Annotated in this window: 23 protein-coding genes and 1 pseudogene; 13 read left to right on the forward strand and 11 right to left on the reverse strand. The window is 67.6% G+C overall.

The genetic code is table 11. The features are described from left to right. Window positions 1–5 precede the first annotated feature (5 nt). On the reverse strand, window positions 6–1,667 hold the full coding sequence (locus tag ACFWO8_RS15190) for a 2-isopropylmalate synthase (protein WP_378950925.1): 1,662 nt from the start codon (window positions 1,665–1,667) through the stop codon (window positions 6–8). Between the two features lie 264 nt (window positions 1,668–1,931). Between ACFWO8_RS15190 and ACFWO8_RS15195 the strand changes: the two genes are divergently transcribed. Together ACFWO8_RS15195 and ACFWO8_RS15200 are read left to right on the forward strand one after the other, a co-directional pair. Further along, window positions 1,932–2,603 carry a FadR/GntR family transcriptional regulator gene (locus ACFWO8_RS15195; RefSeq protein WP_378950195.1) on the forward strand — a complete coding sequence of 224 codons (672 nt, stop codon included), beginning with the start codon at window positions 1,932–1,934 and terminating at the stop codon, window positions 2,601–2,603. Then, window positions 2,600–3,382: an ABC transporter ATP-binding protein gene (locus tag ACFWO8_RS15200; RefSeq protein WP_378950197.1), complete on the forward strand. Its 783-nt coding sequence runs from the start codon at window positions 2,600–2,602 to the stop codon at window positions 3,380–3,382. Before ACFWO8_RS15195 ends, ACFWO8_RS15200 begins: the two co-directional genes overlap by 4 nt. Here ACFWO8_RS15200 and ACFWO8_RS15205 read toward each other — a convergent pair. From ACFWO8_RS15205 to ACFWO8_RS15225, 5 genes are all read right to left on the reverse strand, one after another. Next, complete coding sequence (locus ACFWO8_RS15205) at window positions 3,349–4,284, reverse strand: ADP-ribosylglycohydrolase family protein (protein WP_378950199.1); 936 nt, start codon at window positions 4,282–4,284, stop codon at window positions 3,349–3,351. The genes ACFWO8_RS15200 and ACFWO8_RS15205 overlap by 34 nt on opposite strands. Before the next feature lie 56 nt (window positions 4,285–4,340). Continuing rightward, window positions 4,341–4,550 (reverse strand): hypothetical protein, encoded by a 210-nt coding sequence (locus ACFWO8_RS15210; protein WP_378950201.1) that lies wholly within the window; start codon window positions 4,548–4,550, stop codon window positions 4,341–4,343. A 19-nt stretch (window positions 4,551–4,569) separates the two neighbouring features. Further along, on the reverse strand, window positions 4,570–5,100 hold the full coding sequence (locus tag ACFWO8_RS15215) for a MepB family protein (protein ID WP_378950203.1): 531 nt from the start codon (window positions 5,098–5,100) through the stop codon (window positions 4,570–4,572). Continuing rightward, on the reverse strand, window positions 5,084–5,581 hold the full coding sequence (locus tag ACFWO8_RS15220; protein WP_378950205.1) for a hypothetical protein: 498 nt from the start codon (window positions 5,579–5,581) through the stop codon (window positions 5,084–5,086). The genes ACFWO8_RS15215 and ACFWO8_RS15220 overlap by 17 nt, the downstream gene beginning before the upstream one ends. A gap of 81 nt (window positions 5,582–5,662) precedes the next feature. After that, window positions 5,663–6,319 (reverse strand): HAD family hydrolase, encoded by a 657-nt coding sequence (locus tag ACFWO8_RS15225; RefSeq protein ID WP_378950207.1) that lies wholly within the window; start codon window positions 6,317–6,319, stop codon window positions 5,663–5,665. Between the two features lie 158 nt (window positions 6,320–6,477). On the opposite strand from ACFWO8_RS15225, the gene ACFWO8_RS15230 reads away from it, so the two are divergent. From ACFWO8_RS15230 to ACFWO8_RS15265, 8 genes are all read left to right on the forward strand, one after another. Then, complete coding sequence (locus ACFWO8_RS15230) at window positions 6,478–7,152, forward strand: PaaI family thioesterase (protein ID WP_378950209.1); 675 nt, start codon at window positions 6,478–6,480, stop codon at window positions 7,150–7,152. A 188-nt stretch (window positions 7,153–7,340) separates the two neighbouring features. Further along, a complete protein-coding gene (locus ACFWO8_RS15235) occupies window positions 7,341–8,117 on the forward strand; it encodes a GntR family transcriptional regulator (RefSeq protein WP_378950213.1) in 777 nt (258 codons plus the stop codon). Continuing rightward, the gene (locus tag ACFWO8_RS15240) at window positions 8,117–8,344 is read left to right on the forward strand and encodes a ferredoxin family protein (protein WP_378950215.1); all 228 of its coding nucleotides are present in this window, start codon (window positions 8,117–8,119) and stop codon (window positions 8,342–8,344) included. The genes ACFWO8_RS15235 and ACFWO8_RS15240 overlap by 1 nt, the downstream gene beginning before the upstream one ends. Before the next feature lie 17 nt (window positions 8,345–8,361). Continuing rightward, window positions 8,362–9,792 carry an ABC transporter substrate-binding protein gene (locus ACFWO8_RS15245; RefSeq protein ID WP_378950218.1) on the forward strand — a complete coding sequence of 477 codons (1,431 nt, stop codon included), beginning with the start codon at window positions 8,362–8,364 and terminating at the stop codon, window positions 9,790–9,792. Further along, a complete protein-coding gene (locus tag ACFWO8_RS15250; RefSeq protein WP_378950220.1) occupies window positions 9,789–10,724 on the forward strand; it encodes an ABC transporter permease in 936 nt (311 codons plus the stop codon). Before ACFWO8_RS15245 ends, ACFWO8_RS15250 begins: the two co-directional genes overlap by 4 nt. Further along, on the forward strand, window positions 10,721–11,464 hold the full coding sequence (locus ACFWO8_RS15255; RefSeq protein ID WP_378950222.1) for an ABC transporter ATP-binding protein: 744 nt from the start codon (window positions 10,721–10,723) through the stop codon (window positions 11,462–11,464). Before ACFWO8_RS15250 ends, ACFWO8_RS15255 begins: the two co-directional genes overlap by 4 nt. Next, window positions 11,461–14,199, forward strand: a complete 2,739-nt coding sequence (locus ACFWO8_RS15260) for a fumarate reductase/succinate dehydrogenase flavoprotein subunit (protein WP_378950224.1) — start codon at window positions 11,461–11,463, stop codon at window positions 14,197–14,199. The genes ACFWO8_RS15255 and ACFWO8_RS15260 overlap by 4 nt, the downstream gene beginning before the upstream one ends. A 47-nt stretch (window positions 14,200–14,246) precedes the next feature. Beyond that, entirely contained in the window at window positions 14,247–15,497 is a 1,251-nt protein-coding gene (locus ACFWO8_RS15265; RefSeq protein WP_378950226.1) for a serine hydrolase, read from the forward strand. 101 nt (window positions 15,498–15,598) lie between these two features. Here ACFWO8_RS15265 and ACFWO8_RS15270 read toward each other — a convergent pair. Both ACFWO8_RS15270 and ACFWO8_RS15275 read right to left on the reverse strand, forming a co-directional pair. After that, window positions 15,599–15,892 (reverse strand): annotated as a pseudogene (locus ACFWO8_RS15270) (hypothetical protein); the annotation flags it as partial. Continuing rightward, complete coding sequence (locus ACFWO8_RS15275; RefSeq protein ID WP_174555379.1) at window positions 15,784–16,074, reverse strand: hypothetical protein; 291 nt, start codon at window positions 16,072–16,074, stop codon at window positions 15,784–15,786. The pseudogene ACFWO8_RS15270 and the gene ACFWO8_RS15275, both read right to left, overlap by 109 nt. 280 nt (window positions 16,075–16,354) lie before the next feature. Between ACFWO8_RS15275 and ACFWO8_RS15280 the strand changes: the two genes are divergently transcribed. Next, window positions 16,355–16,501, forward strand: coding sequence for a hypothetical protein (locus ACFWO8_RS15280; RefSeq protein WP_378950228.1), 147 nt, complete (start codon window positions 16,355–16,357; stop codon window positions 16,499–16,501). A gap of 72 nt (window positions 16,502–16,573) precedes the next feature. Here ACFWO8_RS15280 and ACFWO8_RS15285 read toward each other — a convergent pair whose 3' ends face one another. Both ACFWO8_RS15285 and ACFWO8_RS15290 read right to left on the reverse strand, forming a co-directional pair. After that, window positions 16,574–17,218, reverse strand: coding sequence for a response regulator (locus tag ACFWO8_RS15285; RefSeq protein WP_378950230.1), 645 nt, complete (start codon window positions 17,216–17,218; stop codon window positions 16,574–16,576). Then, window positions 17,215–18,363, reverse strand: a complete 1,149-nt coding sequence (locus tag ACFWO8_RS15290) for a sensor histidine kinase (protein WP_378950232.1) — start codon at window positions 18,361–18,363, stop codon at window positions 17,215–17,217. Before ACFWO8_RS15290 ends, ACFWO8_RS15285 begins: the two co-directional genes overlap by 4 nt. Before the next feature lie 108 nt (window positions 18,364–18,471). On the opposite strand from ACFWO8_RS15290, the gene ACFWO8_RS15295 reads away from it, so the two are divergent. Further along, window positions 18,472–19,020, forward strand: coding sequence for a hypothetical protein (locus tag ACFWO8_RS15295; RefSeq protein ID WP_378950234.1), 549 nt, complete (start codon window positions 18,472–18,474; stop codon window positions 19,018–19,020). A 209-nt stretch (window positions 19,021–19,229) separates the two neighbouring features. Continuing rightward, complete coding sequence (locus ACFWO8_RS15300; RefSeq protein WP_378950237.1) at window positions 19,230–20,654, forward strand: MDR family MFS transporter; 1,425 nt, start codon at window positions 19,230–19,232, stop codon at window positions 20,652–20,654. 9 nt (window positions 20,655–20,663) lie between these two features. Here ACFWO8_RS15300 and ACFWO8_RS15305 read toward each other — a convergent pair whose 3' ends face one another. Further along, window positions 20,664–21,287, reverse strand: a complete 624-nt coding sequence (locus tag ACFWO8_RS15305) for a hypothetical protein (RefSeq protein ID WP_378950239.1) — start codon at window positions 21,285–21,287, stop codon at window positions 20,664–20,666. Between the last annotated feature and the right edge of the window lie 17 nt (window positions 21,288–21,304).

Here is a 21,304-nt window from a genome sequence, read left to right on the forward strand (position 1 = left end):
TCGACCTACCCTGTCGCGTTGACGGCGTTCACCACCGCTGCCAGTGCGGCCGCCACGACCGAGATGTGGCGACCGAACGCCCAACCGGTGCGGCCCGCCGCTCGGTATTCGACGTAACTCACTGCGGCGCTGTCGGCGCCCTTGTCCACGGAATGCTCGGTCAGGCCGAGGATCTCGATGGAGTGGCCCGCCCCGGCGAGGGCGGCTGTCAGGGCGTCGATCGGGCCGACGCTGTGGTGTACCGAGCGCCGTTCGGTGCCGTAGGCGTCGAGGACGATCTCGGTGGTGCCGTCGGCGATCTCCCACCGCACCAGCGTGATTCGTTGATCGGGGGCGGTGTAGGCCTGCTCGAACAGCGTGCGCAGTTCCTTGGCGGTGATCTCCGCGCCGGTCTCATCGGCGCGTTCTTGTACCCGCTTCGCGAGGTCGATCTGCAGGCGGCGTGGCAGGTCCAGTCCGTATTCGGTGTGCAGCAGGTAGGCGATGCCGCCCTTGCCGGACTGCGAATTGACCCGGATCACGGCGTCGTAGGAGCGGCCGAGGTCGGCGGGGTCGATCGGCAGATACGGCACCTGCCAGTGTGATTCGCGTTCGGGGATGCCCTCGGCCGCTGCCCGCTCGCGATGTTCGGCCATGCCCTTGCGGATCGCGTCCTGGTGGGTGCCGGAGAAGGCGGTGTGGACGAGATCGCCTACGTACGGATGCCTTTCGTGGACGGGCAGGCGGGTGCAGTGCTCGACGGTGCGACGGATCTCGTCGATATCGGAGAAGTCGATCATCGGGTCGACGCCCTGGGCGTGCAGGTTCAGCGCCAGCGTGGCAATGTCGACGTTCCCCGTGCGTTCACCGTTTCCGAAGACGCAGCCCTCCACGCGTTGCGCGCCGGCCAGGACGGCCAGTTCGGCGCAGGCGATACCGGTCCCCCGGTCGTTGTGCGGGTGCACCGACAGGATCACACCGTCGCGGCGCGCCAGGTTACGGTGCATGTATTCGATCTGGTCCGCGTAGACGTTCGGGGTCGCGACCTCCACTGTCGCAGGCAGATTCAGCGTCACCGGCCGCCGCGGGGACGCCTGCCACAGCTCGGTGACGGCGTCGCAGATCTCCAGGGCGAAATCCGGTTCGGTCAGGTTGAACACCTCCGGCGAGAATTGGAAGCGCGTGTTCGGCAGGTCACCCGCCAACTCGAGGACATCGCGAGCGCCCGCGACGATCAGCTCGCGCAGTTGCGCGCGATCCTTGCCGAGAACCACCTCACGCCAGACCGGCGCGGTGGCCGTGTACAGGTGCATCACGACCTCGTTGGTGATGCCGCGCACCGACTCGACGGTCCGTTCGATCAGGTCACGACGCGCCGGGGTGAACACGACGACGGCCACGTCCGGCGGGGCGATCGGAGTGCCGGCCAGCAGGCGCACGAAATCGAAGTCGGTCTGCGAGGCGGACGGGTAGCCGACCTCGATCTCCTTGTAGCCCATGGCGATCAGCAGTTCGAAGAATCGGCGTTTGCGGGCTGGGTCCATCGGTTCGGCCAGCGCCTGGTTGCCGTCGCGCAGGTCGACCGGGACCCACAGTGGTGCGGCGGTCATCCGCGCGTTCGGCCAGTGACGTTGTCCGACAGGGATATTCACGCGTCGATGGATGTCGCGGTATCGATACGACGGCATCGCCGAGTGGCGCTGCCGATTCCACGCGGGCGCACCGTCGGCGACAGCGCCCGTGGGAGTTACCAGGGTGGGGAATTCGGTCATGACTTGCTCTGCTTCCTGACCACGACGGGCCACGAGACGACGGCGACCGGCCACGACCGAGCCCCACGGCGGGGCGGCCGGTCGGTCAGGCCCCGCCGTGGCGGACGAGAAGAAGCGCGGTGTAGGTCATAATGGGTACACTTCTACCACAACTCCTCAGACAAGTAGAGAGGTTTGCCGGTGGTATCGCAGGTACGACGTCAGCCGCTGGCCGCACAAGCGGCCGAACTTCTGCTCGCGCGGATCCGGGCGGGCGAGTGGCCGTTGGGCCATCGTTTACCGGGTGAGACGCTGCTCGCCGCCCAACTCGGCGTCGGCCGCTCGACCCTGCGCGAGGCGATCCGGGAACTGGCGGGCAAAGGCTTACTCGACAGCAGGCAGGGTTCCGGGGTGTTCGTCACCGCTCTCGACGTGTCCGAGGACTGGGATGTCGTGCTGCGTGGCGCCACCATCGCCGCGGTGATCGAGGCGCGCATCGCGATCGAGGCAGAGGCCGCCGCCCTCGCCGCGCAACGACGCACCCCCGCCGACCTGCGGGCCATCCGGCGCGCCCTGGCTGGTCGCCGCGCCGAGGGCCAGACCGTCGCCGATCACGTCGACGCCGACATGGCCTTCCATCGCGCGGTCATCGTCGCCGCCCACAACGATGTGCTCACCCAGCTGTTCGACAGCTTCCTCCCGCGCCTGCGCCTGGCCATGATCGACATGCTCGAGCTGCGCCCGGTCCGCTCCGAGCAGGCCGACCACTGCGCGCACGAGCAGCTCGCCCAGGCAATCGCCGACCGAATCCCCACTGCCGCAGCGGAATTCAGCCGAACCCACCTTGCCGCTTTGAAGGAGGCCTTCACATGACCGGCGCCCCCGTGATCGAACTCGACGACGTGACCTTCCGGCGTGACGGCAAGAAGATCATCAACGGCATCTCGCTCACCGTGCGGGCCGGTGAGCACTGGGCACTGCTCGGCCCCAACGGCGCGGGCAAGAGCACGCTGCTCGGCTTCTGCGGCGCGGTCACCTTCCCCACCACCGGAACCGTGCGGGTGCTCGGCGAACAGTTCGGCCGGGTGGAGTTGGCCCGGCTGCGCCGCTCGATCGGCCACGTCAACCCGCGTCACCCCCTGCGCTCCGCGCTCACGGTGCGCGAGGTCGTCCTCACCGGTGTCACCAGCACGATCGATACTCCGATGCGCTGGTCACCCACCGCCGAGGACCTCGCCCGGGCCGGCGCGATCATCGACACCCTTGGCCTGTCCGGCAGGGCCGACGACATCTGGCCCACCCTGTCCCAGGGCGAGCGCGGCCGCACCCTCATCGCCCGCGCACTGATCAGCGAACCCCGGGTGCTGCTCTTGGACGAGCCGTCCACCGGCCTCGACCTGGCCGCCCGCGAACAACTCCTCAGCACCATCGACACTCTCGATCACACCCACCCCGAGGTCGCCTCGATCCTGGTCACCCATCACCTCGAGGAACTCCCGAGCACCACCACCCACGCCATGCTCATCGCCGACGGCCACACCGTCGCCACTGGCCCCGCCACCGAAGTCATCACCACCGACCACGTCTCCACCGCCTTCGACCACCCGATCGAAGTCCGCTACGACGGCCGCTGGAGCGCCCGCGCCCGCTGAGGACCCAGCGCCCATTCGGGCAACGGTTCGCGCGCGGCAAGCCACTCCGCCGGAATCCCACGGGTGCGCTCCCGGTTTCCGGTACCGGTGTGGGCTGCCACGATTCCACCGACGATCGCGGCCGTGGTGTCGGCGTCCCCGCCCGCCTCGACGCAGGCGAGGACCGCCGCAGGATAGTCGTCGAGATAGGTGGCGGCCGCCCACAACGTGAAGGGCACGGTGTCCTGAGCGCTGACCCGTGCGCCGTTGCCGAGTTCGTAGGCCGCTTCGGCTACCGTTCGGCCGAGCAGTTGCCGGGCGCGACGGACACCCTGCGCGGTGCGCCCGTCAACCAGATACGGATCGACCGCCTGCAGCAATTCATCAGGCGCACAGCCCTTTTCACGGGTGATCGCGGCGTGTGCGGCCGCGACCGCGACTGCCATCGCACCCACGATCGCTTCCGGGTGCCGATGGGTCAGCTCCGCGGACATCGCTGCCTGCGCTGCGGCCCGATCCAGGTCTCCGGCGAAATGGGCCCCGAGCGGCGCCACCCGCATCGCCGCACCGTTTCCCCACGATCCGCGTCCGTCGAACACCGCACCCGCGGCTTCCGCCCACGGACGCCCGTCTCGAATCTCGTGCAGCACAACCACTGTGCCTGGTCCGTAGCCGCGATACGGCTCGCAACGTCGCGCGAACGCGGCCGCGAGAGCATCGCGATCCACACTGCCGCGGTCTCGGATTTCGGCGTACACCGAACACGCCATCTCGGTGTCGTCGGTCCATTGCCAGGGTGCGGCCGGTGGTCGTCCGGCGAGCAGATCAGGGACGGAGCGCCCGGGGACGAAGAATTGAGCGCCCAGCGCATCCCCTACGGATAAGCCTTCGAGGCTGTCGAACGAGGGATCGGAATTCAGCATGCTGGGCACAATCATTGCCCAGCCGGAGCAGGCGCCGCAACCCGAAGTACGAACGGCTACATCAACTCGACCTCGTCGAAGCCGACCGTCAGCTTGTGCCGCCGCTCCCGCAGGACATTCCCTTCCCGGTGAACGGTCCCCTCCCCGAATTCGATGCGCAACTCCGCCCGCCGAGCATCGACTTCCCGGACAACCCCGCAGATGCCACTGAACGGACCCGCCGGGAAATACACGACGTCGCCCGGACCATATTCGGTAATCCCCACCGCGCCACTGTAATTCATATCAGCGTGTCTCGTCGGTGGGCGATGAGCCAGCGGGCCGCACCGGTTCGTAGAGAGCCCGCGCGGCCCGCGGATCGATCTTGTCGAGATCGAGAAAGTAGCCGCACTGCCACTCCTGCGACCGTCGCGCCTGTTTGTTCGCTGCCATCGACCACGGTGGGTACACCCGGAACCCGCGCTTGCCGCCGCGACCGGCGACCGACACGATCCCGTGCTCGACAAGTGCGCTCGTCGGGAACACGAACTGCCCGGAACGCGGTCCCGCGCGGGCGGTGATCACCAGTAGGTCGGCGCAGTCTTCGGCGGCGAAAGGCTCCGTCGAACCGTCCTGGGCACGCCGCCACACGGAAACGAACAGGCCCACCTTCGTCGGGGTCTGCTTGCCCACCCGGAACCGGACCGCGCCGCGGCCGATCCCGGACACGAACGCTCCGTAGTCAGCGTTCTCCGCCTCGGGAACCGCAGCCGAAATGTCCAGTCCCAGAACAAGGATGAGATTGTGTGCCTCGACAACGTCAGGGTGCACGGTCATCGGTCCCGCCGAATCCGAGATCGAAGTCGTTGAGGAGTTCGTCGGCGCGGGAGAGGGCTTGGTCCAGCTCGTCGGCGACGGAGTCCATGACGGAGATGCCGTCGAGCATGTCGGAGAGTTCGGTGTGCAGGGCGTGAAGTTCGGCGATGTCGGGGTCGACCGTGGTCCAGGCGACGGTGTCGGACCACCAGGTGTCGCGTTGGACCCAGGACCAGACGATGTCGCGGACGAGGAGGGCGTCGGTGGTGAACAACTGGCGCTGCTCGGCGCCGGTGGTGTGCTCGAGTTCGTAGGTGCCGTCGTCGAGGTAGCGCGCCTGGATGTAATCGGTCGGGGTGCGCGTCAGCAGGAGGAAGGGGTGCTCCGGTGCCGGATCGGTGGCGGAGGCGCCGGGCCGGGCCGGATCGACGGGGTGTGGCTCCGCCGAGCCGTCACCGACGTGGACGACGACTTCGGGCTGGTCGTCGCTGTGCTCACCCATCGGGCCAGTGTGCCGGATCGGAAAGGACACCGGAGAGCCGGACCGATGAATCGGTGACGCATCTTCAGGGTGAGTCGCGAGTCAGGTCGTACCGATCACGAGGTCGGAAGTGAGCTGGTCGAGGTCGTCGATGACCGCGTCGGCCAGGGCGAGCGCGTCGGGCGACGGCGGGAATTCCGGGCGCGGTGCCGCGATCAGACGCATCCCGGCACTGTGGGCGGAGCGCAGGCCGTTGGTCGAATCCTCCACGGCTGTACAGACATTCGGATCCAGGCCGAGGCGCTGCGCGACGGTGAGGTAGACATCGGGTGCGGGCTTGCCGCGACCGACCTCCTCGGTGGACAGCACCACGGCGAAAGAGTCGAGCAGCCCGGACTTCGCGAGGACCAGATTGATCAACGCGGCAGGCGATGAGCTGGCCAGGCCGAGTTTCCAGGAACCCGCGCACCGCCGCACCGCGTCGACCGCGCCGGGCAGCAGCGGAACGTGGTGGGCGTATTCGTCGGCCATCAGATCGATGATGTCGGCAGCCACCTTGTCGGCCGGTGCGGCCACACCGAGATCGTCGGCCAGGTACGACGACCACTCGACGGTGCTCATCCCCATCATCTTCTTCTGCGAATCCGGTTGCCACCGGCCATTATTCAGAACGACGTAATCGTGCCTGACCTTCTCCCAGATGGGTTCGGAATCGATCAGCACGCCATCCATGTCGAACACAACCGCCGCGATACCCATGCGCTCAGCCTTTCGCCGCTCACCCGGAGGGGCACCACCGACGGTGCGCCGACGCTCCGGTACCAAGAAGACTTACTCGGTGATCGGCACCCAGCCTAGATGACCTGACACCGATCCCCGACGCGAACAGCCAGCTCGGCAGCGATAACGTGTTGCATATGGACGATACACAGGTCGGCAACTCGCTCCCGGACGAGAAGCATCACGAAGGCGGATTCCGGCCGGTTGCCGAGCTGATCCAGGCACGCAAGGATCGCAGCGGCGAGTCGACCGCGGGCGGGCCGCAGTACGGCGAGCTGATCGAACAGGTCCGCGTGCTGATGGACCGGGCACGGCTGGTGAACCCGTCCGACGAGCTCGCCAAGGACGCCATCGCCACCCTCGAGCAGCTCAATGCCCGTCTCAGCGAGGCGGTGGTGGACGAGTGGTCCTCGCCCAGCTGGTCGCGCACCGACCTGCCCGCGCGCGGCAACATCACCCTGCCGCCCTACACGGTGATCAGCGGTGACCGCGACGGTGTCACCGCGAAGGTCACCTTCCGCACCTTCCACCTGGGCGGCAACAGCGCCGCCCACGGCGGACACATCGCGCTCGCTTTCGACGACATCATCGGCATGACCGCCGCGCTGTCCACCAAGTCGGTGACCCGCACGGCCTCGCTCACCCTCGACTACCGGTCGATCACACCGCTCAATCGCGAACTGACGGTCCGCGCGTGGACCGAACGCGTCGAGGGCCGCAAGGTGTACCTCCGTGCGACATTGCACGACGACGAACGTTTATGCGCCGAGGCGAACGGACTGTTCATCGTGCTCAAGCCCGGCCAGCCCTGAATCCGTTCCGACATTGCGATCGACGTGATCGCAATGTCGGCCGCGAGACCCGAGGTGGCGCAATAGCGGTTTCCCGGCCGATATCCGCAGGTCCCGCGAACCACCGCCCGGCGTAGAAACATCCCCTGAATTCACGCCGGAATCGCGGCGGGCCGAGTGCCGCGTAATCGCCGCTATCGTCGCTGTTCATGCAGGTCAGCGAGAAAACAGGGACGCCGGAGCCCACCCCGATCCGCGGTCAGCGCGCCGATCGGGCACGCCGGGTCGCCGATATCCTGCGCCACCAGATCCTGGCGGGCGCAGTGCAGGGCACGGTGCCCGGCGAGCAGGAACTCGCCGCCGAGCACGGCACCTCCCGCAATACCGTGCGCGAAGCGCTGGCGCTGCTGCGCGACGAGGGGCTCATCGATCGTGCCCCGAAACTCGGCACCCGGGTCGCCGCCCGCAAGTTCGACCACGGCCTCGATGCCCTGCTGGGCCTGCAGGAGACGCTCAAAGGGCACGGCACAGTCCGCAACGAGGTCCGGGCCGCCACCACCATCACCGCTCCCCCGGCCGTCGCGCGCCGGCTCGAGCTGGCCCCGGGCGACAAGGTCGTCTACATCGAACGCCTGCGGTTTCTCGCCGATCTGCCGCTGAGCCTGGACCTCACCTACCTGGCACCCGATATCGGCACCGAACTGCTCACCCACGACCTCGAGACCACCGACGTGTTCGTGCTGCTCGAACAAGTCACCGGCCAGTCGCTGGGTGCCGCCGACCTCGCGCTGGAAGCCGTCGCGGCCGACCCACACACCGCTACCACGCTCGATACCCCGGCCGGTGCGCCGCTGCTGATGCTCGAACGCCTCACCCACCTCGACGACGGGCGCCCCGTCGACCTCGAATACATCCGCATGCGCGGTGACCGCATCACCATGCGCGGCAGCCTCACCCGCAGCACCCCCGAATGGAAGGTCCTGTAATGGCACTGGTCCCCCAGCGCGCCGACGTCCCGGTAACGATCGACGAATCGCTGTGCATCACCGGCTGCACTCTCTGTGTGGACATGTGTCCGCTCGATTCCCTTGCCATTCACAATGATTCGGGCAAGGCCTACATGCACGTCGACGAGTGCTGGTACTGCGGGCCGTGCGCGGCGCGCTGCCCCACCGGCGCCGTCACCGTCAACATGCCCTATCTGCTCCGCTGAACCCGGGAATCCCACGCATGAAGATCACTCGATTCGCCCCTGTCGCACTGGCTCTCGCGCTCACCGCGGCGGGCTGCTCGCTCGAGAGCACCGACGCCGCATCGGCGGGCACCGTCAAGGTCGTCGTCGGCTACCAGTCCAAGACCATCAATACCGTCACCGCGGGCACGCTGCTGAAAGCGCAGGGCTACCTGGAGCAGCGGCTACAGCAGATCACCGACGGTGGTGGCGCGAAGTATCAGGTGGAGTGGCAGGACTACGACACCGGCGCGCCGATCACCGCTCAGATGGTGGCCGAGAAGATCGACATCGGCTCGATGGGCGACTATCCGTTGCTGATCAACGGATCTCGCACGCAGGCCAATGATCGCGCACGAACCGAGCTGGTATCGATCACCGGCTACAACCCCAAGGGCGCTCTGAATATGGTGGTGGTGCCCAATGATTCACCGGCGCGCTCGCTGACCGATCTGGCCGGGCAGAAGATCTCGGCCAGCGTGGGTTCGGCGGGCAACGGCACCTTGGTGCAGGCGCTGAGCCGGGCCGGGATCGACCCGGCCAAGGGTGTGGAGGTGCTCAACCAGCAGCCGCAGGTCGGGGCGACCGCGCTGGAATCGCATCAGGTGAGCGCCCTGTCGCAGTTCGTGGCGTGGCCCGGTCTGCTGGTGCAGCAGAACAAGGCCAAGCTGCTCTACGACGGTGCGGAGCTGAATGTGCCGACTTTCCACGGGGTCGTCGCTCGCCGTGCCTACGCGGCCGATCATCCGGAGGTGTTGCAGGCATTCCTCGCCGCGCAGTTGGATGCGACCGCGTTCCTCAACGAGAAGCCGTTCGAGGCAGCGGATCTCGTGGCGAAGGGATCCGGCCTGCCGCAAGAGGTGGTCTATCTCTACAACGGGCCTGGTGGCACGAGTTTCGATACCACGCTCAAGGCGAACCTGATCGCTGCGTTCAAGGACGACGTGAACTATCTGAAGTCGATCGGCGATTTCGCCGATCTCGACATCGATGCCTTCGTCCAGGACGGCCCGCTGCGCAAGGCCTTCGCGGAGACCGGTCGTGGGGACTATGACACCGCGCTGGCGTCGGGGGTCAACCCGAGCAAGGTGACCGGTTCCGATCCGATATGCGCTGTGCCCGTGAGTGATCCGGCACTGGCTGGCGAGGTCTGGGTCGACGGCGCCGACAAGCCCCAACCCGCCGCGAACCCCGGTTGCTTGTTGCGGGCGGTGCAGGCAGCCAATGCGCAGCGCAAGACGATTCGTGCGGTGTATGTCCCGGATGCCGAGCTGGGTACTCGCTGGTTCGCGGACAAGGCCATCTGGTTGCGTGAGGGCGCGCAGTACCTGCCGTTCACCACACAGGCAGCAGCCGACCGCTACCGCGCCACCCATCCCGCCGCCGCACCGGTCTCCTATGACCAGGCCGTGACGGAAGTTCGCGGATGAGCACGGTTTCCGGGCAGGTCGGCCGAACTGCCGCTGACGCGACCGAATTACGCACTGCCACTGCTGGTTCGGCGAACGCCGCGGTCAGCAGACCTGGCGCCGCGGGCAGCGAGCCTGCCGATGCCGCTGACCTTCACGAAGACATCGTGCCCGTCAGGTCGGTCTGGATATCGAGAACGATCAGGGTCGCTTCGGTGGCGGCGGCGATCGGCCTGTGGCAGTTGCTCACCGCAGGCGATGTCCGCGCGGGCCTCCGGTTCGACATCTTGCCGACGGTGACCGAGATCGTCGCCGAGTTCGGTGAACATCTCGGGACCGGCCAGTATTACCTCGATGTGGCGCAGTCGCTGATCCGGATCGTCACCGGATTCGGTCTGGCCGCGGTCGTCGGTGTGCTGGCGGGGATCGGGCTCGGCCGGTCGCGGCTGCTGGCCGATGTGTTCGGTTCGCTGGCCGAGCTGATCCGGCCGATTCCGGCGATCGCCCTGGTGCCGGTGGCGATCCTGCTGTTCCCCAGCGACGAATCCGGCATCGTGTTCATCACTTTCACCGCGTCGCTGTTCCCAGTGCTGGTGAGCACCAGGCACGCGACGCGGGCGCTGCCGACCATCTGGGAGGACGCCATCCGCACGCTGGGCGCCTCGCGGCGGGAGGTGCTGACCCGTGTCGTCGTGCCCGGCATCCTGCCCGGTGTGTTCAGCGGGCTGTCGGTGGGCATGGGCGTGGCCTGGATCTGCCTGATCTCCGCCGAGATGATCTCTGGACGCCTCGGCATCGGCTACCGCACCTGGCAGTCCTACACCATCGTCGACTACCCGGCCGTGTTCGTCGGGATGATCACCATCGGTGTTCTCGGTTTCCTCACCTCCGGAATCGTCGAACTGGCAGGCCGTCGGGTGACCCGCTGGCTGCCGCGAGAGGTTGCCACATGACCACGACCACCGCCGCGCCCGCCGTCTCCGTCGGCATGCGATTGGACCTCGAGTCCGTGCGGATCAGTTACGGCCGCACAACCGTGGTGCACGACCTGGATCTGACGGTCGCGGCCGGGGAGATCCTGGTCCTGGTCGGCAAATCCGGCTGCGGCAAGTCGACGTTGTTGCGCGCCATCGCCGGGCTGCGCAAACCCGCCGCCGGGGTGATCCGCGCCGATGAGGACACCGTTACCGGACCCTCGGCCGATCGCGCACTGGTGTTCCAGGACGACGCGCTGCTCCCGAGGCGCACCGCTCGCGCCAATATCGATCTGGCGCTGCGCCTTCGTGGAGTGTCGCGGACCGAGCGTGCGGCGCGTTCGCAACGCTGGCTCGACGAGGTCGGGCTCAGCGGCTACGCCGAGTACCTACCGCGCGATCTGTCCGGGGGGATGCGCCAACGCGTTCAGCTCGCCCGCAGCCTGGCCGGCTCGCCGCGCGCGGTGCTCATGGACGAGCCGTTCGGCGCGCTCGACAGCCAGACCCGTGCGGAGATGCAGCGCCTGCTCGTCGACACCTGGCGCGCGCACCCGACCACGATCGTTTTCGTCACCCACGACCTCGACGAGGCCCTGCTGCTCGGCGACCGGATCGCCGTACTCGGCGCCGGTTCGCTGCGCGCGGTCGTCGAGGTGCCCGACGCGCGCGAACCGGTGGACCGCAGCGCCCTGCGGGCCCGAATCCTGGAGGCTCTGTGAACATTCCCGAACTATCGGACCGCATCCGTCTCGACTGCGATGTGCTCGTCATCGGTGGCGGCACCGCGGGCACCATGGCCGCACTCACCGCCGCCGAGTCCGGCGCGAACGTGCTACTGCTCGAGAAGGCACATGTGCGCCATTCCGGTGCGCTGGCCATGGGCATGGACGGCGTGAACAACGCCGTCATCCCGGGTAAGGCGGAACCGGAGGACTACGTCGCCGAGATCACTCGCGCCAACGACGGCATCGTCGACCAGCGCACCGTGTATCAAACGGCGACACGGGGTTTCGCGATGGTGCAGCGGCTCGAGCGCTACGGGGTGAAGTTCGAGAAGGACGAATACGGCGAATACGCGGTGCGCCGGGTGCACCGGTCGGGGTCATATGTACTGCCGATGCCAGAGGGCAAGGATGTGAAGAAGGCGCTCTACCGCGTGCTGCGGCAACGGAAGATGCGCGAGAGGATCCGCATCGAGAACCGGCTGATGCCGGTGCGGGTGCTCACCGCTGGCGGTCGCGCGGTGGGGGCGGCCGCGTTGAACACGCGCACCGGCGAATTCGTCGAGGTGGCCGCGAAAGCGGTGATTCTGGCGACGGGCCCCTGCGGTCGGCTCGGACTGCCCGCGTCGGGCTATCTGTACGGCACCTACGAGAATCCCACCAACGCCGGTGACGGCTACTCGATGGCCTACCACGCCGGTGCGGAACTCTCCGGTATCGAATGCTTCCAGATCAACCCGCTGATCAAGGACTACAACGGCCCGGCCTGCGCGTATGTGGCCAACCCGTTCGGTGGCTATCAGGTCAACGCCGAGGGTGAACGGTTCGTCGACTCCGATTACTGGTCGGGGCAGATGATGGCCGAGGTGAAGCAGGAGATCGAATCCGCGCGTGGGCCCATCTATCTCAAGGTGTCGCACCTGCCGGACGAGACGCTGTCGACGCTCGAATCGATCCTGCACACCACCGAGCGCCCCACCCGGGGAACCTTCCACGCCAATCGCGGACACGACTACCGCACGCACGATATCGAGATGCACATCTCCGAGATCGGTTTGTGCGGTGGACATTCCGCGTCCGGCGTGTGGGTGGACGAGAACGCGCGAACCACGGTGCCCGGCCTGTACGCGGCGGGTGACCTGGCGTGCGTGCCACACAACTACATGATCGGCGCGTTCGTCTACGGCGATCTGGCGGGCGCGCACGCGGCATCGACACTGGCCGGGATCGACGCACCGGCCGACCTGCCCGAAGACCAGCTCGCCGACGCCCACGACCTGATCTACCGGCCGCTGCGCCAGCCGGAGGGCCCGCCGCAGCCACAGGTCGAATACAAGCTGCGCCGGTTCGTGAACGACTATGTGGCGCCACCGAAAACGGCGGCCAAGCTCTCGATCGCCGTCGAGACCTTCGAACGGATGCGCACCGAGGTCGACGGCATCGGCGCGCAGACGCCGCACGAACTCATGCGCGCCGTCGAAGTGCAGTTCATCCGCGATTGCGCCGAAATGGCTTCGCGCAGTTCGCTGACCCGCACCGAGTCGCGGTGGGGTCTCTATCACGATCGCGCCGATCTGCCCGAGCGCGACGACGAGTCGTGGAATTTCCATCTGAACCTACGCAAGACGGTCGGCGGGGCGATGGAATTCGTGAAGCGTTCGGTGGCGCCCTACCTGGTTCCGGTGCCCGGCCTCGACGATGTGCCCTCGGCCGAGCCGATCGTCGAAGTGATCGCGCAGCCCGAGCTGGTGGGGACGCGGGCGCCACAGCGCGCGGCCCCCGTCCGCACCGAGGCCGCGCCGGTGTCGCCGTCCTCGCCTCGGCTGGTCACCCTGCTCGCACTGGATTCACCTGCGGTCCAGGATCTTTCGAGCTACCTCGCCGACGCCGATCCGGTGGTACGGGTCGCGGCGCTGTCGGTACTCACCGAGAACACCCCCGACGGATTCGCCGATGAGCTGATCCGGGCACTGGGCGATGAGGCGGCCTCGGTGCGTCGAGCAGCCACCGAGAGTCTGCGGGAACTGGTCGAGGTGCTCGCGGGTGCCGGTGCGCTGAGCGAGCATCTCGGCTCCCCCGATCCCCTGGTCCGCGCGACCGTCGTCGATCTGCTGCGTGCGCTGCGAGCCGGATCGGCACCGGATTACCGTGTGGCACTGGGTGATACCGACCATCGAGTCAGGATCGAAGCGGTGCGCGCACTGGTCTCGCTCGACGACGCCGATGCGGTGTCCTCGATCGCGGGCGATACCAACCGTGAGGTGCGCATCGCGGTCGCGCACGGGCTCGCCTCGATCGGTGACGGCGGTGTCGAGGTGATCCGGGTGCTCGCGGGCGACCCCGATCCGCTGGTCCGCGCCGCCGCGCTCACCGCGTATGCCGCACTGGGCACCGACGAGGCAGATATCGCCGAACTCGCTGCGGCACTCAACCATTCCGCATGGCAGGTGCGTGTCGGTGCGGCGCGTGGGCTGGCGGGTTCGACCCCGGAGGCTGGCGTGGTGCCGTTGAGCGAGGCACTCACCGACCGTCACCTCGACGTGCGCAAGGCAGCGGTGCTCGCCCTGTCCACCTGGCCGAGTAGCCCTGCCGCCCTCGACGCACTGGAGTCGACGATCGCCGATCCCGATGCCGACGTCCGCGCCTATGCCCGCCGCGCGGTGACCGCCGCGGGTCGTGTGCCGGGCGACGCTGTTCGCGTCGACGCGACGCTGACCGAGGCCGGGGCATGACCGTCACGCTCAGGATTATCACAGCTCGCCGTCGGTAGGCTGGCCCGATGAGTGCACTTCCAGCCACGTTGGTGAGGGTTACCGAGGACCTCGACGCGGTGACCACGATCGGCCACGAGGACGATCCGGCCGATGCCGGGTCCTCACGTGCCGACGTCGAGGCGATCTGGGCGTCGGTGTGCGCGTGGTACGCGATGGGCACGACCCCGGCCATCCAGGTCTGTCTGCGGCGCAACGGCGGGATCGTCCTGAACCGGACCATCGGTCACGGCTGGGGCAACGCACCGAGCGACGGTCCGGACGCCGAGCGGATTCCGGCGACACCGCAGACACCGTTCTGCGGGTTCTCCACCGCGAAGGGCGTCGCCGCCACACTGATGTTCATGCTCATCGAGCAGGGCGCATTCGCGCTGAAAGACCCGGTGGCCGACTATATTCCCGAGTTCGCGGCCCACCGAAAAGGCGTGATCACCATCGGCGATGTGCTGTCGCATTCGGCGGGCATTCCGTTCATCACCGCACCGCACAGCGGAACCGCCGCGGTCCTCGACGAGGAACTGGCCCTCACCGCCCTCACCGATCTGGTACCGAGCTGGCCGCCCGGCCGTTTCCGCGTGTACCACGCGTTGACCAGCGGACTGATCCAGCGACTGCTCGTCCAGCGAGCGACCGGCAAGCGAATGCGCGAGCACCTCACCGAACAGGTGCTGACACCGTTCGGCTTCCGCTGGACCAACTTCGGCGTCGATCCCAGCGATGTCGACAAGGTCGTGCCCAGTGTGAAGACCGGTCCGCGCCAGCCCCGCCTCGCCCGATTCCTGGCCAACAAGGCCCTCGGCGGCCATATGGACAAGGCATCGAAGGCGACCAACGACGCCTTCCTCGCCGCCGAACTCCCCTCCGGCAACCTGGTCACCACCGCCTACGAACTGTCGCGCTTCTACGAAATACTCGCGCGCGGTGGCGAATTGGACGGAAGAAGAATCATCGGTCCCGGCACGCTGCGCGATGCGATCGCCCCCGCCGATCGCCTGCCCGGCCTGGCCGGTCGCGTCAGCCGCGCCGGATTCGAGCTCGGCGCGCGCCGCTCGAAATTCGGCCGCGACACCGGATCGCACTTCGGCCGCAGCGGCCTCACCACCCAGTACGGCTGGGCCGACCCCGACCGGGGCCTGTCGGGTGCCATTCTGACCAACGGCAAGGCGACCACCGATCTCGATAGACCATGGCGGCTGGTCGCCCAGATTTCCGATACCCTGCGCCCGCTGTCCCCTGCCGATCGGCTCTTTCGTCCCTGATCGGACCAGCAGAAGGGCACATCGTCGGGGAGGTCGGTGAGCTGGTGCATGACCAGTTCCGGAGCGAAGTCCATTACCGCGGTGGTGAGCCCGTCGGCGTCGTAGACGTCGTGGACCACCGCGTCGGCTCCGCTCGCGCGGACGGCAGCCGCTTTACCGGCGGAACGGGTCAGGCCGGCCACCTCGTGACCGGCGCCGACCAGCAATGGCAGCAACCGTGATCCGATGACGCCGGTGGCGCCCGCGCGAAAGATACGCACGCCCCCGACAGTAGCGGGGGCGGTATTCAGGCCCCGATGACCGCGTTCATGATCGTGCCCGCGCTGGTGGCGACCGCGCCGCCCGCCATCGCGCTGGCGATCATCTTCGGCGATTGCAGGCCGCCGCCGTTCCACTTCTCCCAGGCGAAGCGGCCACCGCCGTAGGTGATGGCGGTGACGCCGGATAACAGGATCATCCAGGTGAAATACCGGCCCAGCTGCATCACTTTGTCGGCCATCGGCGGTGCCTCCGGCGTGGGATTGCCCACCTGGGCGACAACGATGCCATAGGTGTCGTGCACTGCGGCCAGGATCATGCTCACGATCGGTGCTCCTTCGTCGGTTGTTCGTGGTGAAGCCGATGTCGAGAACTCGTGACGCGGTAGAACCCAGATATGTTGAACATTCAACCTCATGGGCGTTTCGGTGACGTGGGCGACACTCCGCGCAAACCATGACTGCCGTCACACGCGCGGATCCGTGCCCGCGTCGCGCCGTGCCCCTACTATCGAACGTGCGGGGCTTGTTCAGATTCGGCGCGACGAGGCGCTGACCACCACCTTCATCGCACGACTACCGTACCGCGAGGAGGGCACGATGGCTTTCCTGATTCCCTTGTTCTTCGCGTTTCTTCTGGTAACCGCAGCAGTGGTAGTGGCTTCCTACGCCACGGTTTCCCTGACCTATTGGTTTGAATCACGCCGGATCCGTCCGGAACAGTCCGACCCGCAACCTGCACGCTGAGCCCCGTTCCGACCTGGTGTCCCGGTATCCCGCGCGGTACCGGGACATCGTCGGTTTCGCTCCCGATCGTGCTCAGGGCAGATCGAGACCGGACTGCGATGCGATCACGGCGGCCTGCACGCGCGACTGCACGCCGAGCTTGCTCAGCACCCGGGAGACGTGCGTTTTGACCGTGGCCTCGCCGATGCGCAGGCGCGTGCCGATCTGAATATTGGACAGGCCGGCACCGAGACCGGCGAGTACCTGCCGTTCGCGGTCGGTGAGCGCGGACAGGTCCGGCGCAGGCGCGGTGTCTGCCACGCGGGGCAGCGCGGCGATCACCGCGCGCGTCACCTTCGGGTCGAGGACCGCATCGCCTTCGGCCACGGCCAGCACGGCGCTGACCAGGTCGTCGCCGCCGACGGATTTGAGCAGGAATCCGCTCGCACCGGCCGAGAGCGCGCCGAGGACGTATTCGTCGATGGCGAAGGTGGTGAGTACCAGTACTTTCGCGCTGGTCTCGGCGACGACGGCGGCGGTGGCCTCCAGCCCGTCGACGCGCGGCATGCGCACATCCATCAGCACCACATCGGGACTCAGCGCACGGGCTTGCCGCACCGCGGCAGCACCGTCGGCCGCTTCCCCGATCACCCGCACTTCGCCGGAAACCTCGAGCAGCATCTTCAGTCCCGCTCGGATGGTGGCGTGATCGTCGGCCACCAGCACGGTCACTGTCACTTGTCCCCCAGTGGAATTCGCGCGCACACGCGCCAGTTGCCCTCGTGTGGGCCCGCGGTGATCGTGCCGTCGACCGATTCCGCGCGAAACATCATGTTGCGCAATCCGTTTCCCTCGCCCTGAGCCGCTCCCGGTGGGACCGAATTCGTCGCGGTCATCACCAATCGTGTCGCATCGCGGCTCAACTCGATGTCGAGGGGTGCGCCGGGCGCGTGTTTGGTCGCGTTCGTCAGGGTCTCGCTCAGGATCCGGGTGACGACCGCTTCGACCGCGATGGGCAGTTCGAGATCGGCGGGCCGTCGCATCGTCACCGAGCCGCCCGCTGCCTCGGCCGCGTCGATCAGGCCGTCCAGGGAGGACAGTCGCGTGGTCACCGCGGTGTCGTCGGGTGCGGTCAGCAACTCGATGGTCGTTCGCATCTCCTCCAGCGCGGCCAGACTGCCCGAGCGGATCGTCCGCAGGACCGCCATATTGCCGGGATCCTTCTGCGCCACTTCGGCCAGGATCGCGACGGCGGAGACGTGGCCCGCCACCGCGTCGTGCAGGTCTCGGGCCAATCGCCTGCGCTCCTCGCCGATCGCGGCGGACCGTTCGGCGTCGCGCGCGGTGAGCTCGGCACGGGCAGCGTCGCGTTCGGCGTCGACCGTGCGGCGGGAGGCTCGTACCGCGCGGGCGTATCCGAGCGGTGACCAGGTGAGTGCGACGCCGATCAGGCCGGTGTACAACGCCGCTCTGACGCCGAACACGCTCAGCGCGAGCAACGAACCGCCCACGGTGACCGTCAGCGAGAACCAGGCGACCACCGCGCCCAGCCGGTCCGATCCGGTGCTGACGGCCAGGTAGATCACGTCGGTCAGCGCGATCCACAGCGGCAGCGACGGACCGAGCACGAAGTCACCGGCCAGCAGCGCGACCATCAGGACGAAGCCGAGGGCAGGCCTGCGTTGCGCGGTCATCTGGATCACGAACGCCGCGCCGAGCAGCGCCAATTTCGCCGGCGGCGGATACAGGTCGCGGTCCACCACGACCGCCCAGCCACCCGCGGCCCACAGCAGCAGCCCCACCAGAAACACCCCGACGGCGGCGGAGGTCGCGCTGTCGAAGACTTCCGCGAGCCGGCTCAGGGGCGTGCGGGGTGCGGGCATGCCCCATTTCAGCACACAGCCGTGACGCCGCGGGTCCCCCGAAAGGCGGACCGGCCAACGACCCGAAGCGGGACGACGGTCCTGCGGTGTCCCCGGCACAGTGAGGGAATGGACGAACTGAGGAACCCCGTATTGCTGACGATCGCCGCGTGCGAAGTCGGTTTCTGGGTGCTGGTGGTGGGCGGTTTGCTGCTGCGCTACGCGATCCGGCTGCCGCGCGCGAGCGCGGTCACGCTGGCGCTGGTGCCGGTCCTGGATGTGGTGCTGGTGGTCGCGGTGGCGATCGACCTGCATCGTGGCGGTGAGGTGACCTTCGCCCATCGGGTCGCCGGGATCTATCTCGGCTGCACGGTGATGTTCGGTGGCCGGATGATCCGATGGGCCGATGAGCGGTTCGCCCACCGGTTCGCCAGTGGGCCGGTTCCGGCGAAAGTCCCGAAATACGGGCCTGAGCGCACCCGCAAGGAGTGGGCCGACTTCTCCCGTTGGCTCGGTGCGGCTGCCATCGCCGGCGCGCTCACCTTGGTGCTGAGCTATACGGTCGCCGATGCCGAGCAGCGCGAGCAGTTGATGGGGGTATTCGGCAGCCTCGGTGTGATCACCGTGATCTGGCTGGTCACCGGGCCGGTATGGGTCACGGGGTCGCGTAACGGCTGAGGCCGGTGCAGGGTGGCGATCGGGAACCGCAGAGCGCCGCCTCCCAGCCCGCCCCGCGTCCGGTGCCGTCCTCGCTCGGCGAGGTTCGCCGAGGACTGAGACCGCGCCGGCCGCCGATCGCGTCACACCCTGGGAAAATGGCGCGCGGGAACAACCATGCGGCCGATACCTTGAACCGAGTGGTTAGTCAGAGCAATGAGAGGACCTCGGTGGCGACCGATACCGTGAGCCCGGCCGTCGGCCTGCGTTCGGAACGAGGTGCGATTCTCGCCTCGCTCATGCTCTCCACCGGGCTGGTCGCCCTCGACTCGACCATCATCGCGACCGCGGTCCTCACCATCACCGACACCCTCGGCGGGTTCGCGATGTTCCCGTGGTTGTTCTCCATCTACCTTCTCGCGCAGGCTGTTACGGTGCCGATCTACGGCAAGCTCGCCGATATGGTGGGGCGCAAGCCGGTCATCCTGTTCGGGATCGTGGCGTTCGCGGTGGGGTCACTGCTGTGCGGACTGGCCACGAGCATGGTGGCGCTCATCGCTTTTCGGGCGATCCAGGGCATCGGGGCGGGTGCGATCCAGCCGATGACCATGGTGATCGCCGGTGACCTGTACACGCTGGCCGAACGCGCCAAGGTCCAGGGTTATCTGGCCGGGGTGTGGGCGAGCTCGGCCGTGCTCGGGCCGCTGCTCGGCGGTCTGTTCGCCGACCATCTGAGCTGGCGGTGGATCTTCCTGATCAACCTGCCGCTGTGCGCGGTCGCGGGCTGGATGTTGGTGCGCCACTTCACCGAATCGGCGGTGCGCAGCACCCAGCGAATCGACTACCTCGGCGCGATCCTGCTCACCGTCGGGGCGGGTGCCTTGATCCTGGCCTTGCTCGAAGGTGGGCAGGCGTGGCAGTGGACCTCGCCGATCTCCCTGACCCTGTTCGTGGGCAGCGTGGCGGTGCTCGTACTGTTCGCGGTCGTCGAGTTGCGGACAGCGAATCCGATTCTGCCGCTGTGGATCTTCACCCGGCGGGTGGTGATCGCGAGCAGCACGGTCTCCCTGCTGGTCGGCGCCGTCGTGCTCGGATTGACCTCGTATGTGCCGACGTTCGCCCAGGGCGTGCTCGGGACGAGCGCGCTGGTGGCCGGTCTCACCGTCGGTGGACTCACCCTCGGCTGGCCGCTCGCCGCCACCCTGTCCGGAAAGCTGTACCTGCGCTGGGGCTTTCGCATCAGCGGCGTGATCGGCAGCACGATCGCCGTGCTCGGCTGCGCGACCACGCTACTCGTTGGCCCCCAGGCGAGCCCCTGGCAGATCGCGGCCTCGTGTTTCCTGATCGGCAGCGGCATGGGCCTGGTCGCCTCCCCCACCCTCATTGCGGCACAGGCCAGCGCGCAATGGCACGAACGTGGCGTCGTCACCTCCGCCAATATGTTCGCCCGCTCCCTCGGTAGCGCGCTGGGCGTGGCGGTGTTCGGCGCCATCGTCAACGCGGGCATCCGCGACCCCGACCACCCGGCATCCAGCGAACTCGCCCACGGCATCCACCTGGTGTTCGTCGCCATGCTGGCCATGGCTGTGATCATGCTCATCGCCGCCGCGACCATGCCGGGCCGCGCATCCGGTGGCCGCGCCCCGGTCACCTAGCGTCGGCGCTCAGCCGTGCGGATCCGGTTGCGGGGTGTCGCGACGATCGAACTCCTTGCGCGTCTCTTTGAGGGTTGCGAGCCGTTCGTTCAGATCGATATCGGCGGCTGATTCGAGCCCGAGATCCTCTCGAATCCCGCTACGTAGCAGGCGCACGGCGAATCCCAGAGTGTCGTTCACGTAGAAATCCACCGCCGCGACCGCCGCGGGATCGCTCGCGTCCACTTCGAGCACCGCTCGATGGCCGATGCCGAGGCAACGATTCGCCTCGGACGCGAAGTCGATCGCCCGATCCGACAACACCATCTGCGCACGTGAATAGCTCTCGCGCAGGGTATCCCACGCCCCCTCCAGTCCGGCGAGGTCAGGATTACGCCCATCGCGCTTCTCATCGAGGTAGCTGCGTGCCGCGGCACGCAGGGAATGAGCCGCGGTGTTGAGAGCCGCGTAGATCACTCGCTTCTCATCGGTCGCCTCTTTGCGACCGAGCTCGCGCAGTTCCTCTGTTCGATAGACACGCTGCATCTGCGCGTCGATCCGCTTGCTGCGAATCGCGAACACCTGCGTGACGATTCCGCCACCGAGCGTGCCGACCACAGTGATCGCGGCGACTGACACATTGGTCCAATCCATACCGGCGATTCTTCCTG

The sequence above is a fragment of the Nocardia sp. NPDC058480 genome (genome assembly GCF_042720495.1).
Classification (GTDB): domain Bacteria; phylum Actinomycetota; class Actinomycetes; order Mycobacteriales; family Mycobacteriaceae; genus Nocardia.